General features: G+C 58.2%; 14 protein-coding genes. All 14 read left to right on the plus strand.

Annotated elements, in window-relative coordinates; genetic code table 11:
- The first annotated feature begins 375 nt into the window (after positions 1 to 375).
- The 14 genes from P1X16_RS22230 to P1X16_RS22295 all read left to right on the plus strand — a co-directional run bounded on the left by P1X16_RS22230 (position 376) and on the right by P1X16_RS22295 (position 22487).
- Entirely contained in the window at positions 376 to 2034 is a 1659-nt protein-coding gene (locus P1X16_RS22230; RefSeq protein ID WP_277233903.1) for a fucose isomerase, read from the plus strand.
- Between the two features lie 52 nt (positions 2035 to 2086).
- Complete coding sequence (locus P1X16_RS22235; RefSeq protein WP_277233905.1) at positions 2087 to 5080, plus strand: TonB-dependent receptor; 2994 nt, start codon at positions 2087 to 2089, stop codon at positions 5078 to 5080.
- A gap of 15 nt (positions 5081 to 5095) precedes the next feature.
- Complete coding sequence (locus P1X16_RS22240) at positions 5096 to 6835, plus strand: RagB/SusD family nutrient uptake outer membrane protein (RefSeq protein ID WP_277233907.1); 1740 nt, start codon at positions 5096 to 5098, stop codon at positions 6833 to 6835.
- 57 nt (positions 6836 to 6892) lie between these two features.
- Positions 6893 to 8548, plus strand: a complete 1656-nt coding sequence (locus P1X16_RS22245) for a polysaccharide lyase (RefSeq protein WP_277233909.1) — start codon at positions 6893 to 6895, stop codon at positions 8546 to 8548.
- A 96-nt stretch (positions 8549 to 8644) separates the two neighbouring features.
- Entirely contained in the window at positions 8645 to 10042 is a 1398-nt protein-coding gene (locus P1X16_RS22250; RefSeq protein WP_277233911.1) for a glycoside hydrolase family 140 protein, read from the plus strand.
- 88 nt (positions 10043 to 10130) lie between these two features.
- Complete coding sequence (locus tag P1X16_RS22255) at positions 10131 to 11102, plus strand: glycoside hydrolase family 43 protein (protein ID WP_277233913.1); 972 nt, start codon at positions 10131 to 10133, stop codon at positions 11100 to 11102.
- Positions 11095 to 12972: a six-hairpin glycosidase gene (locus P1X16_RS22260; protein WP_277233915.1), complete on the plus strand. Its 1878-nt coding sequence runs from the start codon at positions 11095 to 11097 to the stop codon at positions 12970 to 12972. The genes P1X16_RS22255 and P1X16_RS22260 overlap by 8 nt, the downstream gene beginning before the upstream one ends.
- Positions 12973 to 12981: 9 nt before the next feature.
- Positions 12982 to 15801 (plus strand): glycoside hydrolase family 2 TIM barrel-domain containing protein, encoded by a 2820-nt coding sequence (locus tag P1X16_RS22265; RefSeq protein WP_277233916.1) that lies wholly within the window; start codon positions 12982 to 12984, stop codon positions 15799 to 15801.
- A 137-nt stretch (positions 15802 to 15938) separates the two neighbouring features.
- Complete coding sequence (locus tag P1X16_RS22270) at positions 15939 to 16205, plus strand: hypothetical protein (protein ID WP_277233918.1); 267 nt, start codon at positions 15939 to 15941, stop codon at positions 16203 to 16205.
- Positions 16206 to 16239: 34 nt separating this feature from the next.
- Positions 16240 to 16413 (plus strand): hypothetical protein, encoded by a 174-nt coding sequence (locus P1X16_RS22275; protein WP_277233920.1) that lies wholly within the window; start codon positions 16240 to 16242, stop codon positions 16411 to 16413.
- On the plus strand, positions 16403 to 16909 hold the full coding sequence (locus P1X16_RS22280) for a hypothetical protein (RefSeq protein WP_277233922.1): 507 nt from the start codon (positions 16403 to 16405) through the stop codon (positions 16907 to 16909). The genes P1X16_RS22275 and P1X16_RS22280 overlap by 11 nt, the downstream gene beginning before the upstream one ends.
- A gap of 329 nt (positions 16910 to 17238) precedes the next feature.
- Positions 17239 to 18213 (plus strand): HTH domain-containing protein, encoded by a 975-nt coding sequence (locus tag P1X16_RS22285; RefSeq protein ID WP_277233924.1) that lies wholly within the window; start codon positions 17239 to 17241, stop codon positions 18211 to 18213.
- A gap of 264 nt (positions 18214 to 18477) precedes the next feature.
- A complete protein-coding gene (locus P1X16_RS22290) occupies positions 18478 to 21246 on the plus strand; it encodes an alpha-L-rhamnosidase (RefSeq protein WP_277233926.1) in 2769 nt (922 codons plus the stop codon).
- Between the two features lie 14 nt (positions 21247 to 21260).
- Positions 21261 to 22487 (plus strand): glycoside hydrolase family 88 protein, encoded by a 1227-nt coding sequence (locus P1X16_RS22295; RefSeq protein WP_277233928.1) that lies wholly within the window; start codon positions 21261 to 21263, stop codon positions 22485 to 22487.
- Positions 22488 to 22496: the final 9 nt, after the last annotated feature.

Here is a 22496-nt window from a genome sequence, read left to right on the forward strand (position 1 = left end):
TATCGATTGCACTCTCCTGTAGTCTACTGCCTGAATCGGTTGCGATAGGTAGAATACTAGAATTCCGTGGGCAAATGATGCCCGGCGCAAACCTTTGTTTAACCACCCAAAAGCAGGTCTTAATTTCAGCGAGGCCGGGCGCATGATAACATCCTATACTAAGTAGCTAATAACCGCTAGAGACCCCGCCTCCGCGGCTAGCATATTTGTAGAAGAAGTCTTTCCTGCCGTTGCTGCGTCCTGGCTTTTCGAAAACAACCACGGAGTCTGTGCCAGTGGCTTTTCAATTGGGGCGCCGAGCAGCCAATAAAACGAGTTGCTCGGTAGGGAAGAGCTTGTGTAACTGCATCTTCTACCCTCTAACTAGCAGCAAGCGTGAACCTTGTTTCCTCGAAGAAAGTGTTGTTAATCGCCAGCGGTGATTTGCGACTCGCGGCCAACCAGAACTGCTGGGCAGCGCAATACGCCATGGAAGGCCAGTTGGGAGCCGCTATTGCCCGGCAGGGCTGGACGGTGAAGCGGGCCCACACCTACGACTTAGAAAAGCAACACGGCTTCATCGACTCGCAGAAGATGGGCATGGAGGTGTTCCGTAGCATCGACCCGCAACAGCCACTCATCGTGGCCGAAAGCGTGTGGCAGTATTCGCACCACGTGCTGGCCGGCCTCACCACCCACCAAGGCCCCATCCTGACGGTGGCCAACTGGAGCGGGCAATGGCCCGGCCTGGTAGGCATGCTGAACTTGAACGGCTGCCTCACCAAAGCTGGCGTGGCCTACAGTACCTTGTGGAGCGAAGATTTCACCGATGCTTTCTTTGAAAACAGCTTGCAGCAATGGCTAACCGAAGGCCGCATCACCCACGACCATAGCCACGTCAAGAGTTTTTCCGGCGTGACGTTGCCTTCGGCGGATGAGCTGATTGGCCGCACGTTCGGCCAGAAATTCCGGCAGAACAAGGTCATCATGGGCGTATTCGACGAAGGGTGCATGGGCATGTACAACGCCATTGTGCCCGACGAGCTGCTGCACCCCACGGGCGTGTTCAAGGAGCGCCTCAGCCAGGCCACGCTCTACGCCGCCATGCGCGACGTAACCGACAGCGAAGCCCACACCGTGCTCGACTGGCTGCTAGCCAAGCGCATGAAATTTAATTGGGGCAGCAACGAAGCAACCCAACTCACCCGCGCCCAAACCCTGGAACAGTGCAAGATGTACATTGCCGCCGTGCGTATTGCCGCCGAGTTCGGCTGCGACACCATTGGCATCCAGTATCAGCAGGGCCTCAAGGATTTAACCGTAGCTAGCGACCTGGTAGAAGGCTTGCTCAACAACACCGAGCGGCCCCCCGTCTTCTCGAAAACTGGCGAGGAACTGTACCCCGGCCAGGCGCTGCCGCACTTCAACGAAGTGGATGAGTGCGCCGGCCTCGATGCGCTGCTTACCTACCGCTTGTGGAACGAGCTGGGCTTGTCGGGTGAGACGACGCTGCACGATTTGCGTTGGGGCCAGTCGTTTGACACCGGCGAGGGCGAGGAATTTGTGTGGGTGTTCCTGATTTCGGGCGCCGCGCCGCCGGCCCACTTTATTGGGGGCTACGAGGGCGCCGTTAGTGAGCGGCAGCCGCCCATGTATTTCCGCTTGGGTGGGGGTAGCCTGAAGGGAATTAGCCGGCCGGGTTCACTGGTTTGGAGCCGGATTTACGTGATGAACAACAAGTTGCACTGCGACTTGGGCGTGGGCGAAGCCGTAGCGCTGCCCCCGGCCGAAACCGAGCGCCGCTGGCAGGAAACCACGCCGGAGTGGCCCATTATGCACGCCGTCTTGCGGGGCGTGAGCCGCAACCAGATGATGGCCCGCCACAAAGCCAACCACATCCAAGTGGTGTACACGCCCTACGAAGCCAAGGCGCATCAGGCCTGCCGCATCAAGGCGGCGGCCCTCGCCGAACTCGGCGTGGAAGTGCACTTCTGCGGCGAAGTAGCCGGCATTACGGCCCCGATTATGCAGGCCCAAGCTGTGTTGCCCGGCTAAGCTCTTCGTTGACTTCCCACCTATTGACCCCTCCCGTTTCCAAATCCCCCCTATGAAACCATTTATCCCCATTCTGGCGGCTTCCACGCTGCTAGTCAGCGCCGCCCAGGCGCAAACCCGCTCCATCACGGGCCAGGTGCTCGGTGGCGATAAAGCCGAAGTGCTGCCCGGCGTGACGGTGCTGGTAAAAGGCACCACCAACGGCAGCAGCACCGATACCGAAGGCCGCTTTACCCTGCAAGTGCCCGACAAGCAGGACGTCACACTGGTCGTTTCTTACTTGGGCTATAAAAGCCAGGAATTGCTGGTAAAGCCCGACCAAACCCGGCTGGAAGTGCGCTTGTCGCCGGAGTCGGCGGCGCTCGACGACGTGGTGGTGATTGGCTACGGGTCGGTGCGCAAGCGCGACCTGACGGGGGCCGTCGTATCGGTGAAAGGGGAGGAGGTAACCAAGCTGCCCGTCACGACGGTGACAGAAGCGTTGCAAGGCAAGATTCCGGGCGCTGATATTACCCGCAGTAACGGGTACGCGGGGCAAGGTTCTTCGATTCGTATTCGTGGCAACCGTTCCATTGCCAACCCTGGCTCTTCCAACAACGTGCTCTACATCGTGGACGGGGTGCAGAACGTCAACGCCTCCGACATCGACCCGAACGATGTGCAAAGCATTGAGGTGCTGAAAGATGCTTCCTCGACGGCCATTTACGGTTCGCGCGGGGCCAACGGCGTGGTGATTATCACCACCAAACGCGGCAGCACCGGCAAGCCCAAAATCAACTTCAACGCCTACACCGGCGTAACCAAAGTGGCCGGCTACGGCGAGTACTTGAGCGGGCCGCAGTGGATAGATTTCCGCCGCGAGGCGTTCCGCGCCGCCGGCACCTGGAACAGCCCCGCCGACGACGCGGTGGCCTTCAACCCCGCGCAGCGCGAAGCCATTGCCAACGAGCAATACCTGAACTGGCCCGACCAAGTGCTGCACAACGGCATGCAGCAAAACTACCAAGTGGGCCTTACGGGCGGCTCCGAGAACACCAAGGTGTACTTCTCGCTGGGCTACTACGACGAAAAAGGCTTGCTCAAGCTGGATCGTTTCAAGCGCTACACCACCCGCGCCAACATCGACCAAACGGTGAACAAGTGGCTGAAAGTGGGCGTGCAGAGCCAGCTGGCGTACATCAACAATGACATCCGCCGCGACCCACTCAACCTGGCTTCGCAGGCCATTCCGCTGGGGCGCGTGTATGACGACGAGGGCAAGCTGAACTACAACCTGCTGGGCGGCACCCAAATCAACCCGCTGGCCGACGAGCAGCCCGGGGCCTACCAGCGCAACAACAAAACCAACCGCCTCACCGCCGCGGCCTACGTGGAGCTGACGCCCCTCGAAGGATTGAGCTTGCGCTCCACCTTCGCGGCCAACTATTCCACCTCGGAGCTAGGCAACTTCTACGGCCGCAACACCATTGACGGGCGCGGGGCCAACTCGCAGTCTTCGATTACCAACAACCAAAGCCGCAACCTGAGTTGGGAAAACGTGCTGACGTACCGCAAGGACATCGGCGACCATTCGCTCACGCTTACCGGGGTAGCCAGCGACCTGATTTTCAATAATACCAACAGCTTTGCGCAAGGTCAAAACCAGGTACTGCCTTCGCAGTCGTTCTACAACCTAGGGGCCGCCAACCAGAACATATTCATAGGCTCAGGCTTTTCGCGCAACAATCTGGTGTCCTTTGCCGGCCGCATCAACTACAGTTGGAAAGGGCGTTACCTGTTAACGTTTACCAACCGTGCCGACGGTTCCTCTAAGCTGGCGCCGGGCAACAAATGGGCGTATTTCCCATCAGCGGCCATTGGCTGGCGCATCATCGAGGAATCGTTTATGCAGAATGCCAAGTTCCTGACCGAGTTGAAGCTGCGCGGCAGTTACGGGGTGTCGGGCAACGACGGAATTGCGGCGTACGCCACCCAAAACTCGCTCACGAACACGCCTTTTGCCTTTACTGACGCCAACGCCACCCCCACCTACACGATTTCGCCGCTTATTGGCAACGCGGAGCTAGGTTGGGAGAAAACCTACACCACCGACATCGGGGTGGACTTCGGCATGTTCGACAACCGCCTGACCGGCACCGTCGACTACTACGACGCGCAGACCAAGGATCTGATTTTCCCGTACACGCAGCCCGCGTTTACGGGCGTGGCCACGGTCAACCGCAACATCGGCCGCACCCGCAACAAGGGCGTAGAGGTGTCGCTGACTTCGCAAAACCTGCGCGGCGACAACCTGACGTGGTCGACTACGCTGACCTACGCCCGCAACCGGGAAACCATTGTGGAGCTGCCCACCGGCGACGTCATTGCCACCGATTACCGCAACTCGCTGATCGTGGGCCAGCCGGCCCAGGTGTACTACGACTACAAAAAGATTGGCATCTGGCAGCTAGGCGAGGAAACCGAAGCCGCCTCCTACGGGACGCCCGGCCAATTCCTGCCCGGCGACATCAAGGTGGCCGACCTGTCAGGCCCGGATGGCGTACCCGACGGCAAAATCACGGCGGCCGACCGCACCGTTATTGGCTCGCGGGTGCCGAAGTGGACCGGTGGCCTAAGCAACGACGTGCGCTACAAAGGCTTTGATTTGAACGTCCTGCTGGTGGCCCGCGTGGGGCAGTGGATCAGCTCCGACTACTACGCCAAGTTCAACCGAAGCGGCAACAACAACAACGCCATTGTAGACTACTGGACGCCCGAAAATCCCACCAACGACTACCCTCGTCCGCACTCCACCCGCGCGCTGAGCTACGTCACTACTCTCACCGAGCGCGAAGCTTCGTGGGCTAAAGTGCGCAACGTGACCTTGGGCTATACCCTGCCGAAGAGCTTGGTAAGCAAGGGCAAAATCGACAACGTGCGGGTGTACGTGTCGGGCCGCAACCTCTACACCTTCAGCAACCTCGATGATTTCGACCCCGAGGGGGAAGGCGTTGTGGACCAGCCGCTGAACCGCGCCTACGTGGTAGGCCTGAACGTGGGCTTCTAATTCGACCAGACCATCATGTATAAGAAAATCCGCCCCCTAACGTTTGCCGTGTTGGCGCTGGCTGCTTCCGCTTGCCAAGAGCAACTCGAAGAATTCAACCCGAGCGGTGCCACCGCCGAGGCCGTCTTTACCACCCCCGAAGGCTTTGAAACTGCCATCACCGGCGCCTACACCTACAACCGCACCATCTACGGCAAGGAGTCGGGCTACGCGCTGCTGGAAATGGGCACCGACATCTGGACCAATGCCGAAAGTAACGGTGCCACGGCCGTAGCCGGCGTCAGCCCGCAGCCGCCGTTGGTGAACTACCAGGGCCTGAATACCGACAACCTGTGGGTGAGAAACAACTTGTGGCAGCCCTGCTACGCCGGTATCAACCTAGTGAATCAGGCCCTACAAACCATTAATACGGCCGGGCTGAGTACAGCGCGCCGCGCTTCGGCTGAGGCGGAGTTGCGCTTCATGCGCGCTTGGTACTACTACCATTTGGTGGAAAGCTTTGGGCCGGTGCCGCTGCGCCTCGAGCCCACCAGCGGCGTGGTGGCTACGGCCACCCGCGCTTCGGTGGAAGAGGTGTACGCCCAGATTCTAACTGATGTGGACTTTGCCGTAGCCAACCTGCCCGTGACGCTGGCGCAGTATCCGGCCCCGGCCACGGCCACCGACTACGGCCGCATCACGCGGCCCGCGGCCGAAGCGTTTGCCGCCAAAGCGTATCTGTCGAGCGGGCAGTACCAGAAAGCGGCCAACTTCGCCCGCAAGGTCACGACGGCCTATACCGGGCAGGGTATCCGGCTGGTAGCCAACTACGCCGACCTCTGGAACATCACCAACCAGCGCAACTCCGAGGTGCTGTGGGCGGTGAACTACTCCACCAATCTGACCTTCAACGCGGGCAGCAACACGGCGCACCAGTGGTTTTTGATGAAGTACGACGACCAGCCCGGCATGACGCGCGACGTAGCCAACGGCCTGCCGGGTGTGCGCTACATGCCCACGCGCTTCCTACTCAACCTCTACAACGAGCAAAACGACGCCCGCTACTTAGGGTCGTTCAAGCAAGCCTGGATTGCCAACAACGCCGCCAACATTCCGCGCTGGTCGGCGGCCGAAGTAGCCCAAAATGCCGCCTTAGCGCCGCTGCTCAACCAGCCCAAGTTCACGGTTGGCGACACCGCGGTGTTCACCACCAAGCGCAGCATCGATGATTTCCAGCAGCGCTACACCCGCCGCTACCGCTACAAGGTGTACGACATCGACGACCTCTACAACGCCAACGGCTCGTTGAAAGGCGAACGGCGCTACTACCCCTCGTTGCGCAAGTTCGACGACCCCACCCGCGCCACCGCCACCGTAACGGAAAGCTCCCGCGACGCCTTCATGCTGCGCTTGGGCGACATCGTCCTCATCGGGGCCGAAGCGCAGGTTCGCCTCGGCAAAGCCGATTCGGCTGCTTACTACGTGAACCTGGTGCGCACCCGCGCCGCCCTGCCCGGCCGCACCAACGCCATGCAAGTAACTGCCAGCCAAATGACCCTGGACTTTGTGCTCGACGAGCGGGCCCGCGAGCTGGCCGGCGAGCAAGTGCGCTGGCTGGACCTAAAACGCACCGGCAAACTTGCCGAGCGGGTCCGCCTCTACAACCCCGACGCCCGGACCAGCATCCAGGATTTCCACGCGCTACGCCCCATTCCGCAGAGCGACCTAGATGCCGTGACCAACAAGGCCGAGTTCCTGCAAAACCCGGGGTACTAAGTTCTGGCGGGCGCCTCATTTACCGTTCCCTACAGCAATGACTAGCACTAAGCACACATGAACAAGCGCCTTCTTTTCCTTTCCGTTCTTGCTTCTACGGCCGCCCGACCAGCGCTGGCGCAGTACCCCAAGATTCCGCCGGAAGTGCAGGCCAAGGCTGATGCCGCCCTGGCCGAAGCCGAGAAACGCTCGGACGAAGCCTGGAAAAAGGCGCTGCCCATCATTGAAGCCGAGGCCAAAGCCGGCAAGCCCTACGTGCCGTGGGCCGCGAAACCGTCGGATTTGCCGCAATCGAGCCGGCTGGCGTTTCCGGGCGCCGAAGGCGGCGGGGCGCACGTGTTTGGCGGGCAGGGCGGTAAGGTGTACGTGGTGAAGAGCCTGGCCGACAGCGGCCCCGGTACCTTGCGTGAGGCGTTGGAGCAGGGGGGAGCCCGCATTATCGTGTTCAATGTGGCGGGCATCATCAAGCTGCAAAACCCCATCATCATCCGGGCGCCCTACGTAACCATTGCGGGTCAAACCGCCCCCGGCGACGGTATCTGCGTAGCCGGCGAGTCCATCTGGATCAACACCCACGATGTGGTGGTGCGCTACCTGCGCTTCCGCCGCGGCGCCACCGACGTAGCCCGCCGCGACGACGGCTTGGGCGGCAACCCGGTGGGCAACATCATCATCGACCACGTGTCGGCGAGTTGGGGGCTGGATGAGAACATGTCCATCTACCGGCACGTCTACCACAACCCCGAAACCGGTAAGGCCGACAAGCTGCCGACGGTGAACGTGACCATTCAGAATTCTATTTTTTCGGAAGGGCTGGATACCTACAACCACGCGTTTGGGAGTACCATTGGGGGGCTTAACAGCTTGTTCACCCGCAACCTGTGGGCGAATAACATTGCCCGCAACCCCTCGGTGGGCATGTACGGCGATTTCAACTTCGCCAACAACGTGGTGTTCAACTGGTGGAACCGCTCGGCCGATGGCGGCGACAACAAGTCGGAGTACAACTTCGTGAACAACTACTACAAGCCCGGTCCCATCACGCCCGCCGGGGAGCCCATCAGCTACCGGATTCTAAAGCCCGAATCGGGCCGCGACAAAGACGCGAAAAACCTGTTCGGCAAGGCGTATGTGGCTGGCAACGTGGTAGCCGGCAACGCGAAAGTTACCCAAGACAATTGGGCTGGCGGCGTGCAGGTGGAAGGCGTGCCCGAAGCCGATAAAATTGTGGCTGCAATTAAAGCCGACAAGCCGTTCACGCTGCCTAACATGGGCACGGTGCTGTCCGCCCAAGAAGCCTACCAATACGTGCTGGCCAACGTCGGCTGCACGCTGCCCAAGCGCGACGCCGTGGATGCGCGCATCGTGGAGGACGTGCGCACCGGCAAAATCACCTACGCCAAGAACGCGCAACCCACCCCGCCAAGTCCCTACATCAAACGTCGCCTGCCCGCCGATTCCTACAAGCAAGGCATCATTACGGACCCCGCGCAGGTAGGAGGGTACCCCGTCTACCAGGGCAAGCCCTACGCCGACGCCGACAACGACGGCATGCCCGACGCATGGGAAAAAACGCACGGCCTGGACCCTAAAAACGCCGCCGACGCCACTCAGGACCGTGACAAAGACGGCTACGCCAACATCGAAGAGTACCTCAACAGCGTGGTACCGTTGCAAAACGTGCGGCCCGCTGCCGGCAAAGCAAAGTCATAGCTGAAACCATTTAAAAGGCCCTCATGCTTGATCTAGCATCCGCCTGCCGAAGCATGACGGCTTTTTAAGCTTATCAGGAGCAATACCATCACGCAAATGCCCATAAAGCCCCGCAATTTCTTCGTGCTTTTCCTGCTGGCATCGCTCACTGCGTGGGCGCCAGCCGTTGAGCCAACGGGCAAGCTGAAAGTAGCTTCCAACGGCCGGTACTTGGCCACCGAAGCCGGCAAGCCGTTCTTCTGGCTCGGCGACACCGGCTGGCTGCTCTTCAACAAGCTTAAGCGCGAAGAAGCGGAAACCTACCTCGAAGACCGGCGCAAAAAAGGCTTCAACGTCATTCAGGTGATGGTGCTGCACCAAGTGCCGAGCGCGAACGTGTATGGCGACTCGGCGCTGGTGCGTGGCAACGTGGCGCAGCCGCTGCTTACGCCCGGCAGCACTCCCACCGACGCCGCGCAGTACGACTTTTGGGACCATGTCGATTACATCATCGACCTAGCCGCCAAGAAAGGGCTGTACATGGGCCTCGTGCCGGTGTGGGGCACCAACGTGAAGGCCGGCAAAGTCAATCAGCTGCAAGCCAAAACCTACGCCACTTTCCTGGCCGAGCGCTATAAGAACCGGCCCAACATCATCTGGCTGAACGGCGGCGACATTGCCGGCTCGGACTCGCTGAAGGTGTGGAACACGATTGGCAGCACGCTCAAAGCCGTTGACCCCAACCACTTGGTGACGTACCACCCACGCGGCCGCACGCAGTCGTCGGATTGGTTTCACCAGGCGGCGTGGCTGGATTTCAATATGTACCAGTCGGGCCACCGGCGCTACGAGCAGGACACCTCCCGCAACGAGAAAAAGCTCTACGGCGAAGACAACTGGCGCTACCAACTAGTAGACAACAAGCTAACGCCCACCAAGCCTAGTATCGACGGTGAACCCTCCTACGAGGGCATTCCGCAGGGTCTGCACGACATCACGCAGCCCCGCTGGAACGATGCCGATGTGCGCCGCTACGGCTATTGGTCGGTGTTTGCGGGCGCGTTTGGTTACACCTACGGGCAGAACTCGGTGATGCAGATGCACAGTTCGTTCGACAAAGGCAGCGCCTACGGCTCTTCGGAGTTGTGGTCGTCGGCCATCAACGCGCCGGGCGCGGCCCAAATGGTGCACCTCAAGAACCTGATGCTTTCCCGGCCCTTCTTCGAGCGGGTACCCGACCAGTCGTTGATTGCCGGGGAAGTGGGGGAGAAGTACAACCGCCTGTTCGGTACCCGGGGCAAGAACTACGCGTTCGTGTACACTTACAACGGCCGCAACATCAAGGTGAACCACGGCAAAATCAGCGGGGCCAAGGTGAAAGCTTCCTGGTTTAGTCCGCGCGACGGCAAAACCACCGCCATCGGCACCTTCCCCAACAAAGGCATCCAAGACTTCAACCCGCCCGGCGAGGTGAAGAATGGCAACGATTGGGTGTTGATTCTGGATACTGTGTAGCGCTTACTGAACCTATAAAACGAAAGAACGTCATGCGGAGGCGGAGCCGATGCATGGCGTGACAGTCTAGCGTTTCTGAAAAAAATCAATGATCAAACGTAAAGCCCTGCGCTTCCTTACTCCGCTGCTTGGGGCCGCCCTGCTGAGTGCGTGCTCGAAGGACGTGTACATGTTCACGTCGTTTCGGGAGCCGGCTACTGACGGGCTACGGCTGCTCTATAGCCACGACGGCTACAAGTGGACGGACATGGGCCGCTCGTTTCTGACGCCGCAGGTGGGGCCAAGCAAGCTAATGCGCGACCCGTCCATAGCCCGCGGGCCGGACGGCACTTACCACCTCGTGTGGACCTGCGGCTGGAAAGGCGACAAAGGCTTTGGCTACGCCAGTTCCAAGGATTTGGTGCACTGGTCGACGCAGCGTTTCATTGATGTGATGGGGCACGAACCGACCACCGTGAACGTGTGGGCCCCCGAAATCTTCTACGATGCGCCCACCAAGCAGTACCTCATCGTGTGGGCCTCCACCATCCCGTTCCGCTTCCCGAAAGGCATCGAAGAAGAAGACAACAACCACCGACTCTACTATACTACTACCAAGGATTTTCAGTCGTTTACGCCCGCCAAGCTCTTTATCGACCCCGGTTTCAGCTCGATTGATGCCGTGGTGGTGCAGCGCGCCGCCAAAGACTACGTGCTGGTAGTGAAAGACAACACCCGGCCCAACCGCAACATCAAAGTGGCCTTCGGGCCGAGTGCGCTCGGTCCGTTTCCGAACGTGTCGGAGCCGTTTACCGGCAACTTCACCGAAGGCCCGAGCGTGGTACGCCTCCCGCACGACGAGTGGCTGATCTACTACGACGCCTACAAGGAAAAGCGCTACGGCGTGATGAAGACCTCTGATTTCAAGTCGTTCACCGACGTGTCGGGGCAGACCAGCGTGCCGGAAGGGCACAAGCACGGTACCATCTTCGCGGTGCCGCGCAAGACTTTCAACACCTTGTTGCAAAGCGCCCCCGCCGGGGCGGCCGCCGCAACGTCAACGAGCGGAACTCATGAGTAAGCATATAGCACCTCTCGCGGCTACTGCGTTAACTGTGCTGGGCAGTCTTTCCGCCCGCGGCCAGGAAACCATCCGCTACACCGGCACCACGCTCAGCAACGTGGACTACCACCACGGACAGCTGCGGCCGGCCATCGGGACGCACACCCGGCAGGTGCTGCGCGCCAACCGCGAGCAGCCGAGCGCCGCCAACGGGGAGGGGTGGACCTACAACCATGCCCCCATGTTGGCCTACTGGAACGGGCAATTTTACCTGCAATACCTCAGCAACCCGGTGGGGGAGCACGTGCCGCCGGGCCGCACGCTGCTGCTTACCTCCAAGGACGGCGAAACCTGGACCAACCCCACGGTGATTTTTCCGCCCTACAAAATTCCGGACGGCGTTACCAAACCCGACCAGCCCGGCAAAGTCGCCAAGGACTTAGTGGCCGTAATGCACCAGCGCGTGGGCTTCTACGTGTCCAAGAAAAACCGCCTACTAACGCTCGGTTACTACGGCATTGCCCTCGACGCCAAAGACGACCCAAACGACGGCCAAGGCATCGGGCGGGTGGTGCGCGAGGTGCTGTCCAATGGCAAATTCGGCCCGATTTACTTTCTGCGAAACAACAAGACCTGGGACAAGTCGAAGTCTACGTACCCGTTTTACACCAGCAGCAAAGACAAGGGTTTTGTAGCGGCCTGCGAGGAAATTCTGGCTTCGCCGCTGATGATGCAGCAGATGGTGGAAGAGCAGGACCGCGACGACCCATTGATTCCGCTCAAAAAGGAGTACAAAGCCTTCAGTTACTACCACCTGCCCGACAACCGGGTGGTGGGCATCTGGAAGCACGCCCTCACCACTATCAGCCCCGACGGCGGCAAAACCTGGCCCAATCCGGTTGTTCGGGCGCCGAAGTTTGTGAACAGCAACGCCAAGATTTGGGGCCAGCGCACCTCCGATGGGCGCTACGCCACCGTGTACAACCCCTCGGAATTCCGATGGCCGCTCGGCATTTCCACCAGTGAAAACGGGTTGGACTACACCGATCTGTGGCTGGTGCACGGCGAAATCAGCCCCATGCGCTACGGCGGCAACTACAAGTCGTACGGCCCGCAGTACGTGCGCGGCATTCAGGAAGGCGACGGCACACCGCCCGACAAAAAGCTGTGGGTGACGTACAGCATGAACAAGGAAGACATCTGGATTGCCTCGGTGCCCGTGCCAGTGCACGCCAAAGCGGAAACGCAGGCCAACGAAGTATTTGCGCAACTGCCGGCTGGGCAGGAACTGGTGAACTGGAACACCTACAGCCTGGTGCAAGCGCCAGTGGAAATCGGTAAGCTGCCGGATGGCACGAAGGGTCTGGTGTTCAAGGACTCCGACAAGTTCGACTATGCCAAAGCCGAGCGCGTCATTCCAGAGGCCAAGAAAGTGGTAGCGGAGTTTTCGGTGGTGCCTGCTCAAAACGACAAGGGCCTGCTGCAAATCGAGTTTCAGGACGGCAAAGGCACGCCGGCCGTGCAGCTCACCTTCGATGCCGAGGGTAATTTCCGCCACAAAGCCGGGGCCCGCTTCAAGAACATCACCAAGTACCAAGCCGGCCAGCAGTACGACGTGCGCGTGTCGCTCGACGCCGATGCCCGGTCCTTCACGGTGTCCATCAACGGCAAGCCCTCTGGTACCTACATCTTCTTCGCGCCGGTAGCTTCCTTCGAGCGAATCATGTTCCGCACCGGTGAGGCCCGCCACTTCCCCACGCCGGACACCCCCGCCGACCAAACCTACGACCTACCCCAAGCAGGCGAATCAGACCCGTTAGCCACCTTCTATTTGAAGTCGCTGAAAACAAGCGTGCCAGAGGCCGCAACCGGCTCCGCCGCTAATTGACCCCACCCGATGCCCAAACTCCTACTTGCCCTCTTGCTCTGTCTAGCTGCTACTGGCCTCCGCGCGCAGGGCACCGAAACGATGTTCCTGTCTGGTACCGACAAAGACCACGCGAAGAAGTGGAAGTTCTACTGCACCGCCGGGCGCAATTCCGGCAAGTGGACCACCATTGCCGTGCCCTCGAATTGGGAGTTGCAGGGCTTCGGCAAGTACAACTACGGCCACGACAAAGACACTGCGCGCGGCAAGGAAAAGGGCCTCTACAAGTACCAGTTCAACGTGCCCGCCGCCTGGAAGGGCAAGACGGTAAACATCGTGTTTGATGGCTCGATGACCGATACCGAAGTCAAGATCAACGGCCAGTCGGCGGGGGCAGTGCACCAAGGCTCGTACTACCGCTTTAAATACGACATCACCAAGCTGCTGCAGTACGGCAAAACCAACTTGCTCGAAGCCACCGTATCCAAGCATTCCACCAACGAATCGGTGAACGATGCCGAGCGGCGCGGCGACTTCTGGCTGTTCGGTGGCATCTTCCGGCCGGTGTTTTTGGAGGCGCTGCCCACCACGCACCTCAACCGCGTAGCCGTGGATGCCAAAGCCGACGGCTCGTTTAAAGCCGACGTGTACGTGAACGGAACAGTCGCCGATGAAGTGGTAGGCCAACTCTACACGCTCGATGGGCAGAAAGCCGGCGGCGAGTTCAAAGCCACCGTAACCGCGGGCAGCGCCGCCACGCGTCTGCAAACCACCTTGGCCTCGCCGAAACTCTGGACGCCGGAAGCCCCCAACCTGTACCGCGTAGCCTTCACATTGCGCAAGAGCGGTCAGCCCGTGCACACCCTCGACAAGCGCGTGGGCTTCCGCACGGTGGAGCTGCGCGAGCGGGAAGGCTTCTACGTGAACGGCATTAAAATCAAGTTCAAGGGCGTGTGCCGGCACTCGTTCTGGCCCACCTCGGGCCGCACCACCAGCAAGGCGCTCAGCGTCACGGACGTGAACCTGATGAAGGACATGAACATGAACGCCGTGCGCATGTCGCACTACCCGCCCGACGACCATTTCCTGGCTGCCTGCGACTCCTTAGGCCTTTTCGTGCTCGATGAAGTAGCCGGCTGGCACGGCAACTACGATACGCCCACCGGCACCAAGCTCACCGAGGAAATGGTGGTGAAAGACGAAACTCACCCGAGCATCGTGGTGTGGGTGAACGGCAACGAGGGCGGCCACAACTTCGACCTCGACCCCGTCCTCGACCGTCTGGACCTGCAAAAGCGCCCCGTCATTCACGCCTGGCAGGTGTTCCGCGGCACCGATACCCAACACTATATCAACTACGACTACGGCAACGGTACCCACTTGCACGGCCACAACGTGGTATTCCCCACCGAGTTCTTACACGGCCTCTACGACGGCGGCCACGGTGCCGGCTTGCAAGACTATTGGGAGCAGATGTGGCGCGAGCCGCTCTCGGCCGGTGGCTTCCTGTGGGACTTCTCCGACGCCGGCGTGGTGCGTGCCGACAAGGGCGGCATCCTCGACACCGACGGCAACCACGGCGCCGACGGCATCCTTGGTCCGTACCGCGAAAAGGAGGGCAGCTTCTACACCATCAAGGAAGTGTGGGCGCCGGTGTTTTTCGAGCGCCGCGAAATCACGCCGAACTTCAACGGTGCCTTCCGCGTGCAGAACCAGTTTTTCTTCACCAACCTCAACCAGTGCCGCTTCACCTGGAAGCTAGCCCAACTACCCAAGCCCGGCAGTTCCGCCGCGGCCGTCACCAAAACCGGCCCCATCACGGCTCCGGCCATTGCGCCTAGCGAGTTCGGCTCGCTCCAGCTCACTCTCCCCACCGACTGGCAAACCCACGACGTGCTCTACATCACGGCCAACTACCCCGACGGCCGCGAAATCTATACCTGGAGTTGGCCTCTTGCCCGTCCGCAGCGCGTAGCTCAACAGCTCGTCACAATGGATGGTGCCACGGCCGCAACTGTGTCGGAAAATGACTCGCTCTACACCGTAGCAGCCAACGGCGTGCAGCTAGCGTTCAGCCGCAAAACCGGCTTGTTGCGGCAGGTGCGCAACGCCAAAGGCATCATCCCGTTTGCCAACGGTCCCGTGCTGGCTGAGGGCACCACCGAGTTCGAAGGCCTCTCGCAAAAGCAAGACGGCAAGAACGTGGTGGTCAGCGCCAAGTTTGGAAAGAAGAGCAGCTACCAGTCCTTGGATTGGACTATTTATTCCTCGGGTTGGGTGAGGATGACGGCCAAGTACTTTCCCAAAGACTACGAGTTTACCCTGGCCGGCCTGAGCTTCACCTACCCCGAAAAGCAGGTACGCGGCGTGCAGTGGATGGGCGACGGGCCTTACCGCGTGTGGAAAGACCGCCTGAAAGGCAACAACTTAGGCGTCTGGACCAAGGCCTACAACAACACCGCCACCGGCGAAACCGAAGGCACGAAAGGCCCCGAGTACCCGGAGTTCAAGGGTTATTACTCCAACTTCTACTGGATGAAGCTGCAAACCACCGAGCAGCCCATCACGATAGTATGCGACCAGGAGGATGTGTTCTTGCGCCTGTTCACGCCGCGCTTCTCGGCCACGCCCTTCAACACCGCGCCCGCCTTCCCGACGGGCACCATCTCGTTTATGCACGCCATTCCGCCCATCGGCACCAAGTCGCAGAAAGCCGAGAACATGGGCCCCATGGGTCGCCCTAGCATGTACTACGACTACAGCAAAGACCCCTCGTACGCCAAGGAACTAACCTTGTACTTCGATTTCTCCGGCCAGCAGGCCACCCCGGCAGCCGTTGGGAAGCGGTAAGAACTTTGTGTCATGCTGAACGCAGGGAAGCATCTCTACCGTTTCGTTGTTGCGTATCTTGAAACTACAAAAGCTGCGTTTCTGCGTAACTATTGTAGCTTCGTTACATTAGCCACAGCCTGAACCGCCTAACCGTTATGAGCACGAAGAAAAGCAGTGTAACCATCCTAAGCGAGTTCAGAGGCAAGCACTATGGCCCACGCGGAGTTGTCAAAGGGGAAGCGCTGGAAACTGGCTACGAGAATTTCAAAAAAGCGAATGCAGGAGCAGTAGAAGCCCCCGCCGCTCTTGATCTTTCCGCCCTTTTTGGCGCATACTTTAGTAGCGAATCTGCTGATGAAATACTAGCGAGAATCAGAAGTTCCAGAGTTTATACCCGCGGCGATACGTCTCTTGATTGCTAACCCAGCCAGTACAGTAACATTAAATAACACCGCCATGGCAAAGCTTACACGATTCACAAGCTTCGAAGCGTTGAAGTCAGATGCTGAAGAAGCCAAAGCAACTCCAGCAGCACGTGATAAAGCACACGCGGAGTTCGAGGAGTTTATAAAGATTTTGCAGCGTGAGCTAGCCGCCAAAAAGAAGGTGCAATCTTCTGATGAACGCTAATCTAGTAGGTAGCATCCTCGCTGTCTGTAGCATTCTCAACAAGCATGAGGTTGAATATCTTGTTGTTGGAGGTACTGCGGTAGCTTTGCACGGCTACTACAGACAGTCAAGGAATGCAGTCGGCGCAATTGCGGATAAACCCGATTTAGACATATGGTATAATCCGACCTATACTAATTACTTCAAGCTACTACAGGCACTTGAGGAGTTGGGGCAAGATGTCACGAAATTTAAAGAAGAGCAGGCCCCAAATCCTAGTAAATCCTTCTTTAGATACGAATTCGAGCAATTTACGCTTGATCTTCTGCCAGAATTGAAAGCACCACTGAGGTTCGGTGTTTCGTTTAAAAGCCGCGAGACTATTGCTTTGAGGGAAGTTGATATTCCGTTCATCAGTTATGATGATTTGTTGGTTGACAAAGCAGCAAATGCTAGGCCGAAAGACGTGACGGATATCAACCAATTGAAGGCTAGGCGGGCATCTAACGAAAACTAGTAAATGGTGGTGTCACGCCCATCGGCACCAAGTCGCAGGAAGCCGAGAACATGGGCCCGATGGGCAAAACCAACATGTACTATGACTACAGCAAAGACCCTTCGTACGCCAAGGAAATTACACTCTACTTCGATTTCACCGGCAAGCAGATGACACCTGCCGCGGTTGGGAAACAGTAAGAGATAGCGTTAGAATGTAGCAGCGGGTAGCAGGCCGATGAGGTTTGATGCCCGCTGTTTGTTTACAGGCCAATAGCTGCTTTATTTGTGCCTTTGTGTAGCATTGAGTGTATAATTTTTTTAATACTAAGTTCTTTTTATAGCGGAGAGATGGCAAAGACAACTTTTTGGAATATAATTGAAAAGACAATAGAGAAAGCAGGTACACCTTTGTCTCCGAAAGAAATTTGGGTGAAAGCAAATGAACTGGGTACAATTGGTGATTTTGTGACTTCCGGCAAAACTCCATGGGATACTATAGGTGCTTATTGCTACACTGATATTCAGAGAGCTGGGGATAATTCGCTCATTATTCAAACTAATGAAAGACCTGCGCAATTCTTTTTAAGAAAATTGTCCATTAAAACCGATCTAGATAAGGTTCAAAAGCAAAAGGAATTAGAAATTGCTAAAAAAGAGAAAAGTGAAACTAAGAAATTTAATGAAAGAGATTTACACACTATGCTTGTAGCTTATGCTTATGGCGATACTCATTTCAAAGCTAATGTTAAAACAATATATCACGAGACATCTACAAAGAGTGGAAAGGGGCAGAATGAATGGCTGCATCCAGATTTAGTTGGTGTCTACTTTCCCTTTCGTGACTATAAAACTGAAACATTAGATATTCAAAATCACTTGTCAATCAGTTCAATAAAATTATTCTCATTCGAGCTTAAGGTTTATATCAACTTTTCAAATCTTCGGCAATCATATTTTCAGGCAGTCTCTAATTCTAGTTGGGCTAATGAAGGGTATTTAGTAACCCTGAATTTGGACGATGATGCTTCCCTGAGAGACGAAATTAGGAGGCTTAATAATGCTTTCGGTATAGGCGTTATTAAGTTAAATGCTGAGAATATTTATGAGAGTGAAATATTGTTTCCAGCAAGGATAAATAATGGAATAGATTGGGATACGGTAAACAGACTGGTATCTGAAAATCCAGATTTTAGTTCTTTCCTAAGGCTTATATCCGAAGATTGTAAATTGGGTAAGGTAAAAAGCGAATATGATAAAGTTTTGAAAATAGACGAATTAACGAAGTATATAAAAGATAAAGGGATAAAGAATAGCACCGATTAAAATAGATACCGTATGCACTTTGCCTGAATATGTAGTAGCATATTATAATAAGGAGGTATATGTTAAGACAATTGATACGATACTCTTATTCCTTCCATGCCCAAATCCTAAAGCATTATGCTAAGATCGTAGAATGAACGAGCGGGAAATTTGGCGAACTATGGGACTTGAAAAGTGCCCTGCACAAACCCGCGGACTGCGCCTGTCAATCGTCAGGCTTTCCCTTTCCGAAATGAGAGGGAACCGGGGGTAGGGTCATCCCCTATGAACGCAAAACGCCTGCTTGTCTTTCTTTGTACGATCTTACTGCTCACGGCTTTTCGGGCGAATAAGCCCGTGGCCGTGCAGCTCCAACGCCTGCGCTGCGAGCTGCTGACCAACCCCGAAGGCATCGACGCAACAGCGCCGCGGCTTAGTTGGGAGCTGAGCGGTACCGAGCGCGGCCTGGAACAAACCGCCTATCAGGTGCTGGTGGCCTCCACGCCGGCGAAGCTGGCCGCCGACGAAGGCGACCTGTGGAACTCGGGCAAGGTGAATTCCGGGCAGTCGGTGCACGTGGCGTATGCGGGCACGCCGCTCCATAGCCGGGCGCAGTGCTACTGGAAAGTGCGCACCTGGACCAACCAGGGCGAAAGCGCCTGGAGCACGCCGGCCCGCTGGAGTGTGGGCTTATTGAACTACCTCGACTGGAAAGGCCGCTGGATTGGCTTCGACCGGGCGTTTGCCTGGGACAAAGAGGAAAGCCACGCCCGGCTGTCGGCGCGCTACTTCCGCAAGGAATTCAAAACCGAAAAGCCCATCAAGCAAGCCACGGCCTACATCATCGGGCTGGGGCTGTACGAGCTGTACGTGAACGGGCAGCGGGTAGGGGAGCAGGTGCTGGCGCCCGGCCCCACCGACTACACCAAGGGCGTGAAGTACAACACCTACGACGTGACGCCGCTGCTCAAGCAGGGCCCCAACGCGCTGGGCACCGTGCTCGGCAACGGCCGGTTCTACGCCATGCGCCAGAACTACAAGCCCTACAAAATCAAGACTTTCGGCTACCCCAAGCTGCTCATGCAACTGGAAGTAACTTACGCCGACGGCACCCGCGACGTCATCAAAACCGACGATACCTGGCAGGGCACCGCCGACGGCCCCATCCGCACCAACAACGAGTACGACGGCGAAGAATACGACGCCACCAAGGAGATGCCCGGGTGGAGCACCGCCGGTTTCGACGCTAAAAAGTGGGGGAAGGCCGAGCTGGTACAGGAGCCCGGCGGCGCGTTTGAGGCGCAGATGAACGAGAACATGAAGGTGATGGAAACCATCAAGCCGGTGTCCATCAAGCCCCTGGCCGGCGGCAAGTACATCTTGGACATGGGCCAGAACATGGTGGGCTGGCTCCAGCTGCGCACCAGTGGCCCGAAAGGCCAGAAAGTGACCTTGCGCTTCGCCGAAACCTTGCAGAAAAGCGGCGAGCTGTACGTAGCCAACCTGCGCGATGCCCGCGTAACCGACGTGTACACGCTCAAAGGCGGCGGGCGCGAAACCTGGGAGCCAACCTTCGTTTTCCACGGCTTCCGCTACGCCGAAATCAGCAACTGGCCCGGCGCCGCGCCCACCGTAGCCGATTTCGATGGCCGCATCGTGTACGACGACATTGCCACCACCGGTGAGTTCACCACCTCCGACGCCACCATCAACCAGGTGTATAAGAACGCCTACTGGGGCATCCGCGGCAACTACAAAGGCATGCCCATCGACTGCCCGCAGCGCAACGAGCGGCAGCCCTGGCTCGGCGACCGGACCACCGGCGCCTACGGCGAGAGTTTCGTGTTCGACAACGCCCGCCTCTACGCCAAGTGGCTCCGCGACATCGAGCAGGCCCAAAAAGTGGACGGCAGCATCCCCGACGTGGCCCCCGCGTTCTGGCGCTACTACGGCGACAACGTAACCTGGCCCGGCACCTACCTCACCATCGCCGATATGCTCTACCGGCAGTACGGCGACGCCGCCCCGCTCACCCGCCACTACGATTCTATGAAGCGCTGGCTGACCTACATGCGCCAGAACTACTCGGAAAACGGTCTTCTCACCAAAGACAAGTACGGCGACTGGTGCGTACCGCCCGAGTCGAAAGAGCTGATTCACTCCAAGGACCCCGCCCGCAACACCGACGGTGTGCTCATTGCCAGCAGCACCTACTACCACCTGCTGGGCTTGATGCAGGGCTTCGCGAAGGTGCTCGATAAGCCGCAGGACGCGCAGGAGTTTGCCACGCTGGCCGCCGAGCTGAAAACCGCCTTCAACCAGAAATTCCTGAACAAGGAAACCTGCCAGTACAGCAACGGCACCGTCACGGCCAACCTGTTGCCGCTGGCTTACGGCATGGTACCCGAAGAAGATCAAGGCAAAGTGTTCCAGAACATTGCCGACAAGATTCTGGTGGAAAACAAGGGCCACATCAGCACCGGCGTAATCGGCACGCAGTGGCTGATGCGTGGCCTCACCGCGCACGGCCGCCCCGACATTGCCCTGCGCCTAGCCACCAACCGCGACTATCCAAGCTGGGGCTACATGGCCGCCAATGGCGCCACCACCATCTGGGAGCTATGGAACGGCAACACCGCCGACCCCGCCATGAACTCCCAAAACCACGTGATGCTGCTCGGCGACCTGCTGGTTTGGTACTACGAAAACCTGGCCGGCATCAAGTCGGCCCCCGACGCACCCGGCTTCCAGCGCCTGGAAATGAAGCCCACACCCACCGCCGGCCTCACGTCGGTGCAGGCCTCGTACCACTCGGTGCGCGGGCTGATCAAGAGCAGTTGGAAGCAGGATGCCAAGCGCTTCACTTGGAACTTGAGCGTGCCCGGCAATACCAAGGCGCTGGTTTATATCCCGGCCAAAGACGCGAAAGACGTGCAGGAAAGCGGCAAAAAAGTGTCCGGTGTGGCGGGGGTGAAGTTCGTGCGCATGGAAGGGGATAGGGCCGTATTCGAGGTTGGGTCCGGGGACTACGCCTTTGTAGCCAATACTAAGTGATTGATTTTGTGGATATGAACGATAATTTCGCCGGGCGTTGGATAGCAGTGTATGGCATAGCCAGTGCGCTGATTGCGTCACCGAGCTTCGGCGGACCGCTCTTCGACCACGACCTAACCGAGCTAACCGAGCCCGCTGACCCGCGGTTCCCCAAGAAATGGTCGGAACGGATGCTGGTGTCGGTGCTCAACCGCAGCCCCTGGATGGCCGACGCCGCGCAGAAAGACACCTGGGGCTACACCCAAGGCCTGATCATTCATGCCCTGGAAGAAATGTGGCGCAAAACCAAAGACCCGAAGTACCTGGCCTACATTCAGCGCTACGGCGACAAGATGGTGGACGAGCAGGGCGCTATCAAAACCTACAAACCCGAAGACCTGAGCCTCGACAACCTTAATTCCGGCAAAGTCCTCTTCAACCTCTACAACCTCACCAAAGACGAGAAGTACCGCAAGGCCCTCGACCAACTGCGCCACCAACTCAAATGGCAGCCCAAAACCACCGAGGGCGGCTATTGGCACAAGCTGAAGTACCCCTGGCAGATGTGGCTGGATGGCGCCTACATGGCCAGTCCGTTCCTAACCCAATACGCCAGCACCTTCCACGACGAAGCTGCTTTCGACGAGGTGGCCCGGCAACTGATGTTGATGGAAAAGCAGCTCCGCGACCCCAAAACCGGTTTGCTCTACCACGGGTGGGATGAAAGCCGCCTGCAGCCGTGGGCCAACAAGCAAACCGGCGTATCCAGCAACGTGTGGGGCCGGGCTATGGGCTGGTACGCCATGGCCCTGGTCGATGTGCTCGACTACTTTCCCTCAACGCACCCGCAGCGCAAAAACCTGCTCGCCATCCTGGACCGGGTGGCCGTGGCCGTGCACAAATACCAAGACTCGAAATCCGGGCTCTGGTACCAGGTGATGGACCAACCCGAACGGGCCGGCAACTACCTGGAGGCCTCGGCTTCGTGCATGTTTGTGTACGCCCTGGCCAAAGGCGCCAACCGCCACTATCTCGACAAAACCTACCTGCGCGCCGCCGAGAAAGGCTATTCCGGCATCCTCGACCGGTTCGTGGAAACCAAGCCCGACGGCGAGCTGAATTTGTTGCAAGTGTGCGAAGTAGCGGGCCTCAGCGCCGACCGCGACGGGTCCTATGAATACTACATCAAGGAGCCTGTTCGGGTGAACGATCCGAAAGGTACGGGCCCCTTCATTTTGGCTAGCCTGGAGCTAAACCATTAATTCAGGTTG

Source organism: Hymenobacter sp. YC55 (assembly GCF_029433095.1).
GTDB lineage: Bacteria > Bacteroidota > Bacteroidia > Cytophagales > Hymenobacteraceae > Hymenobacter.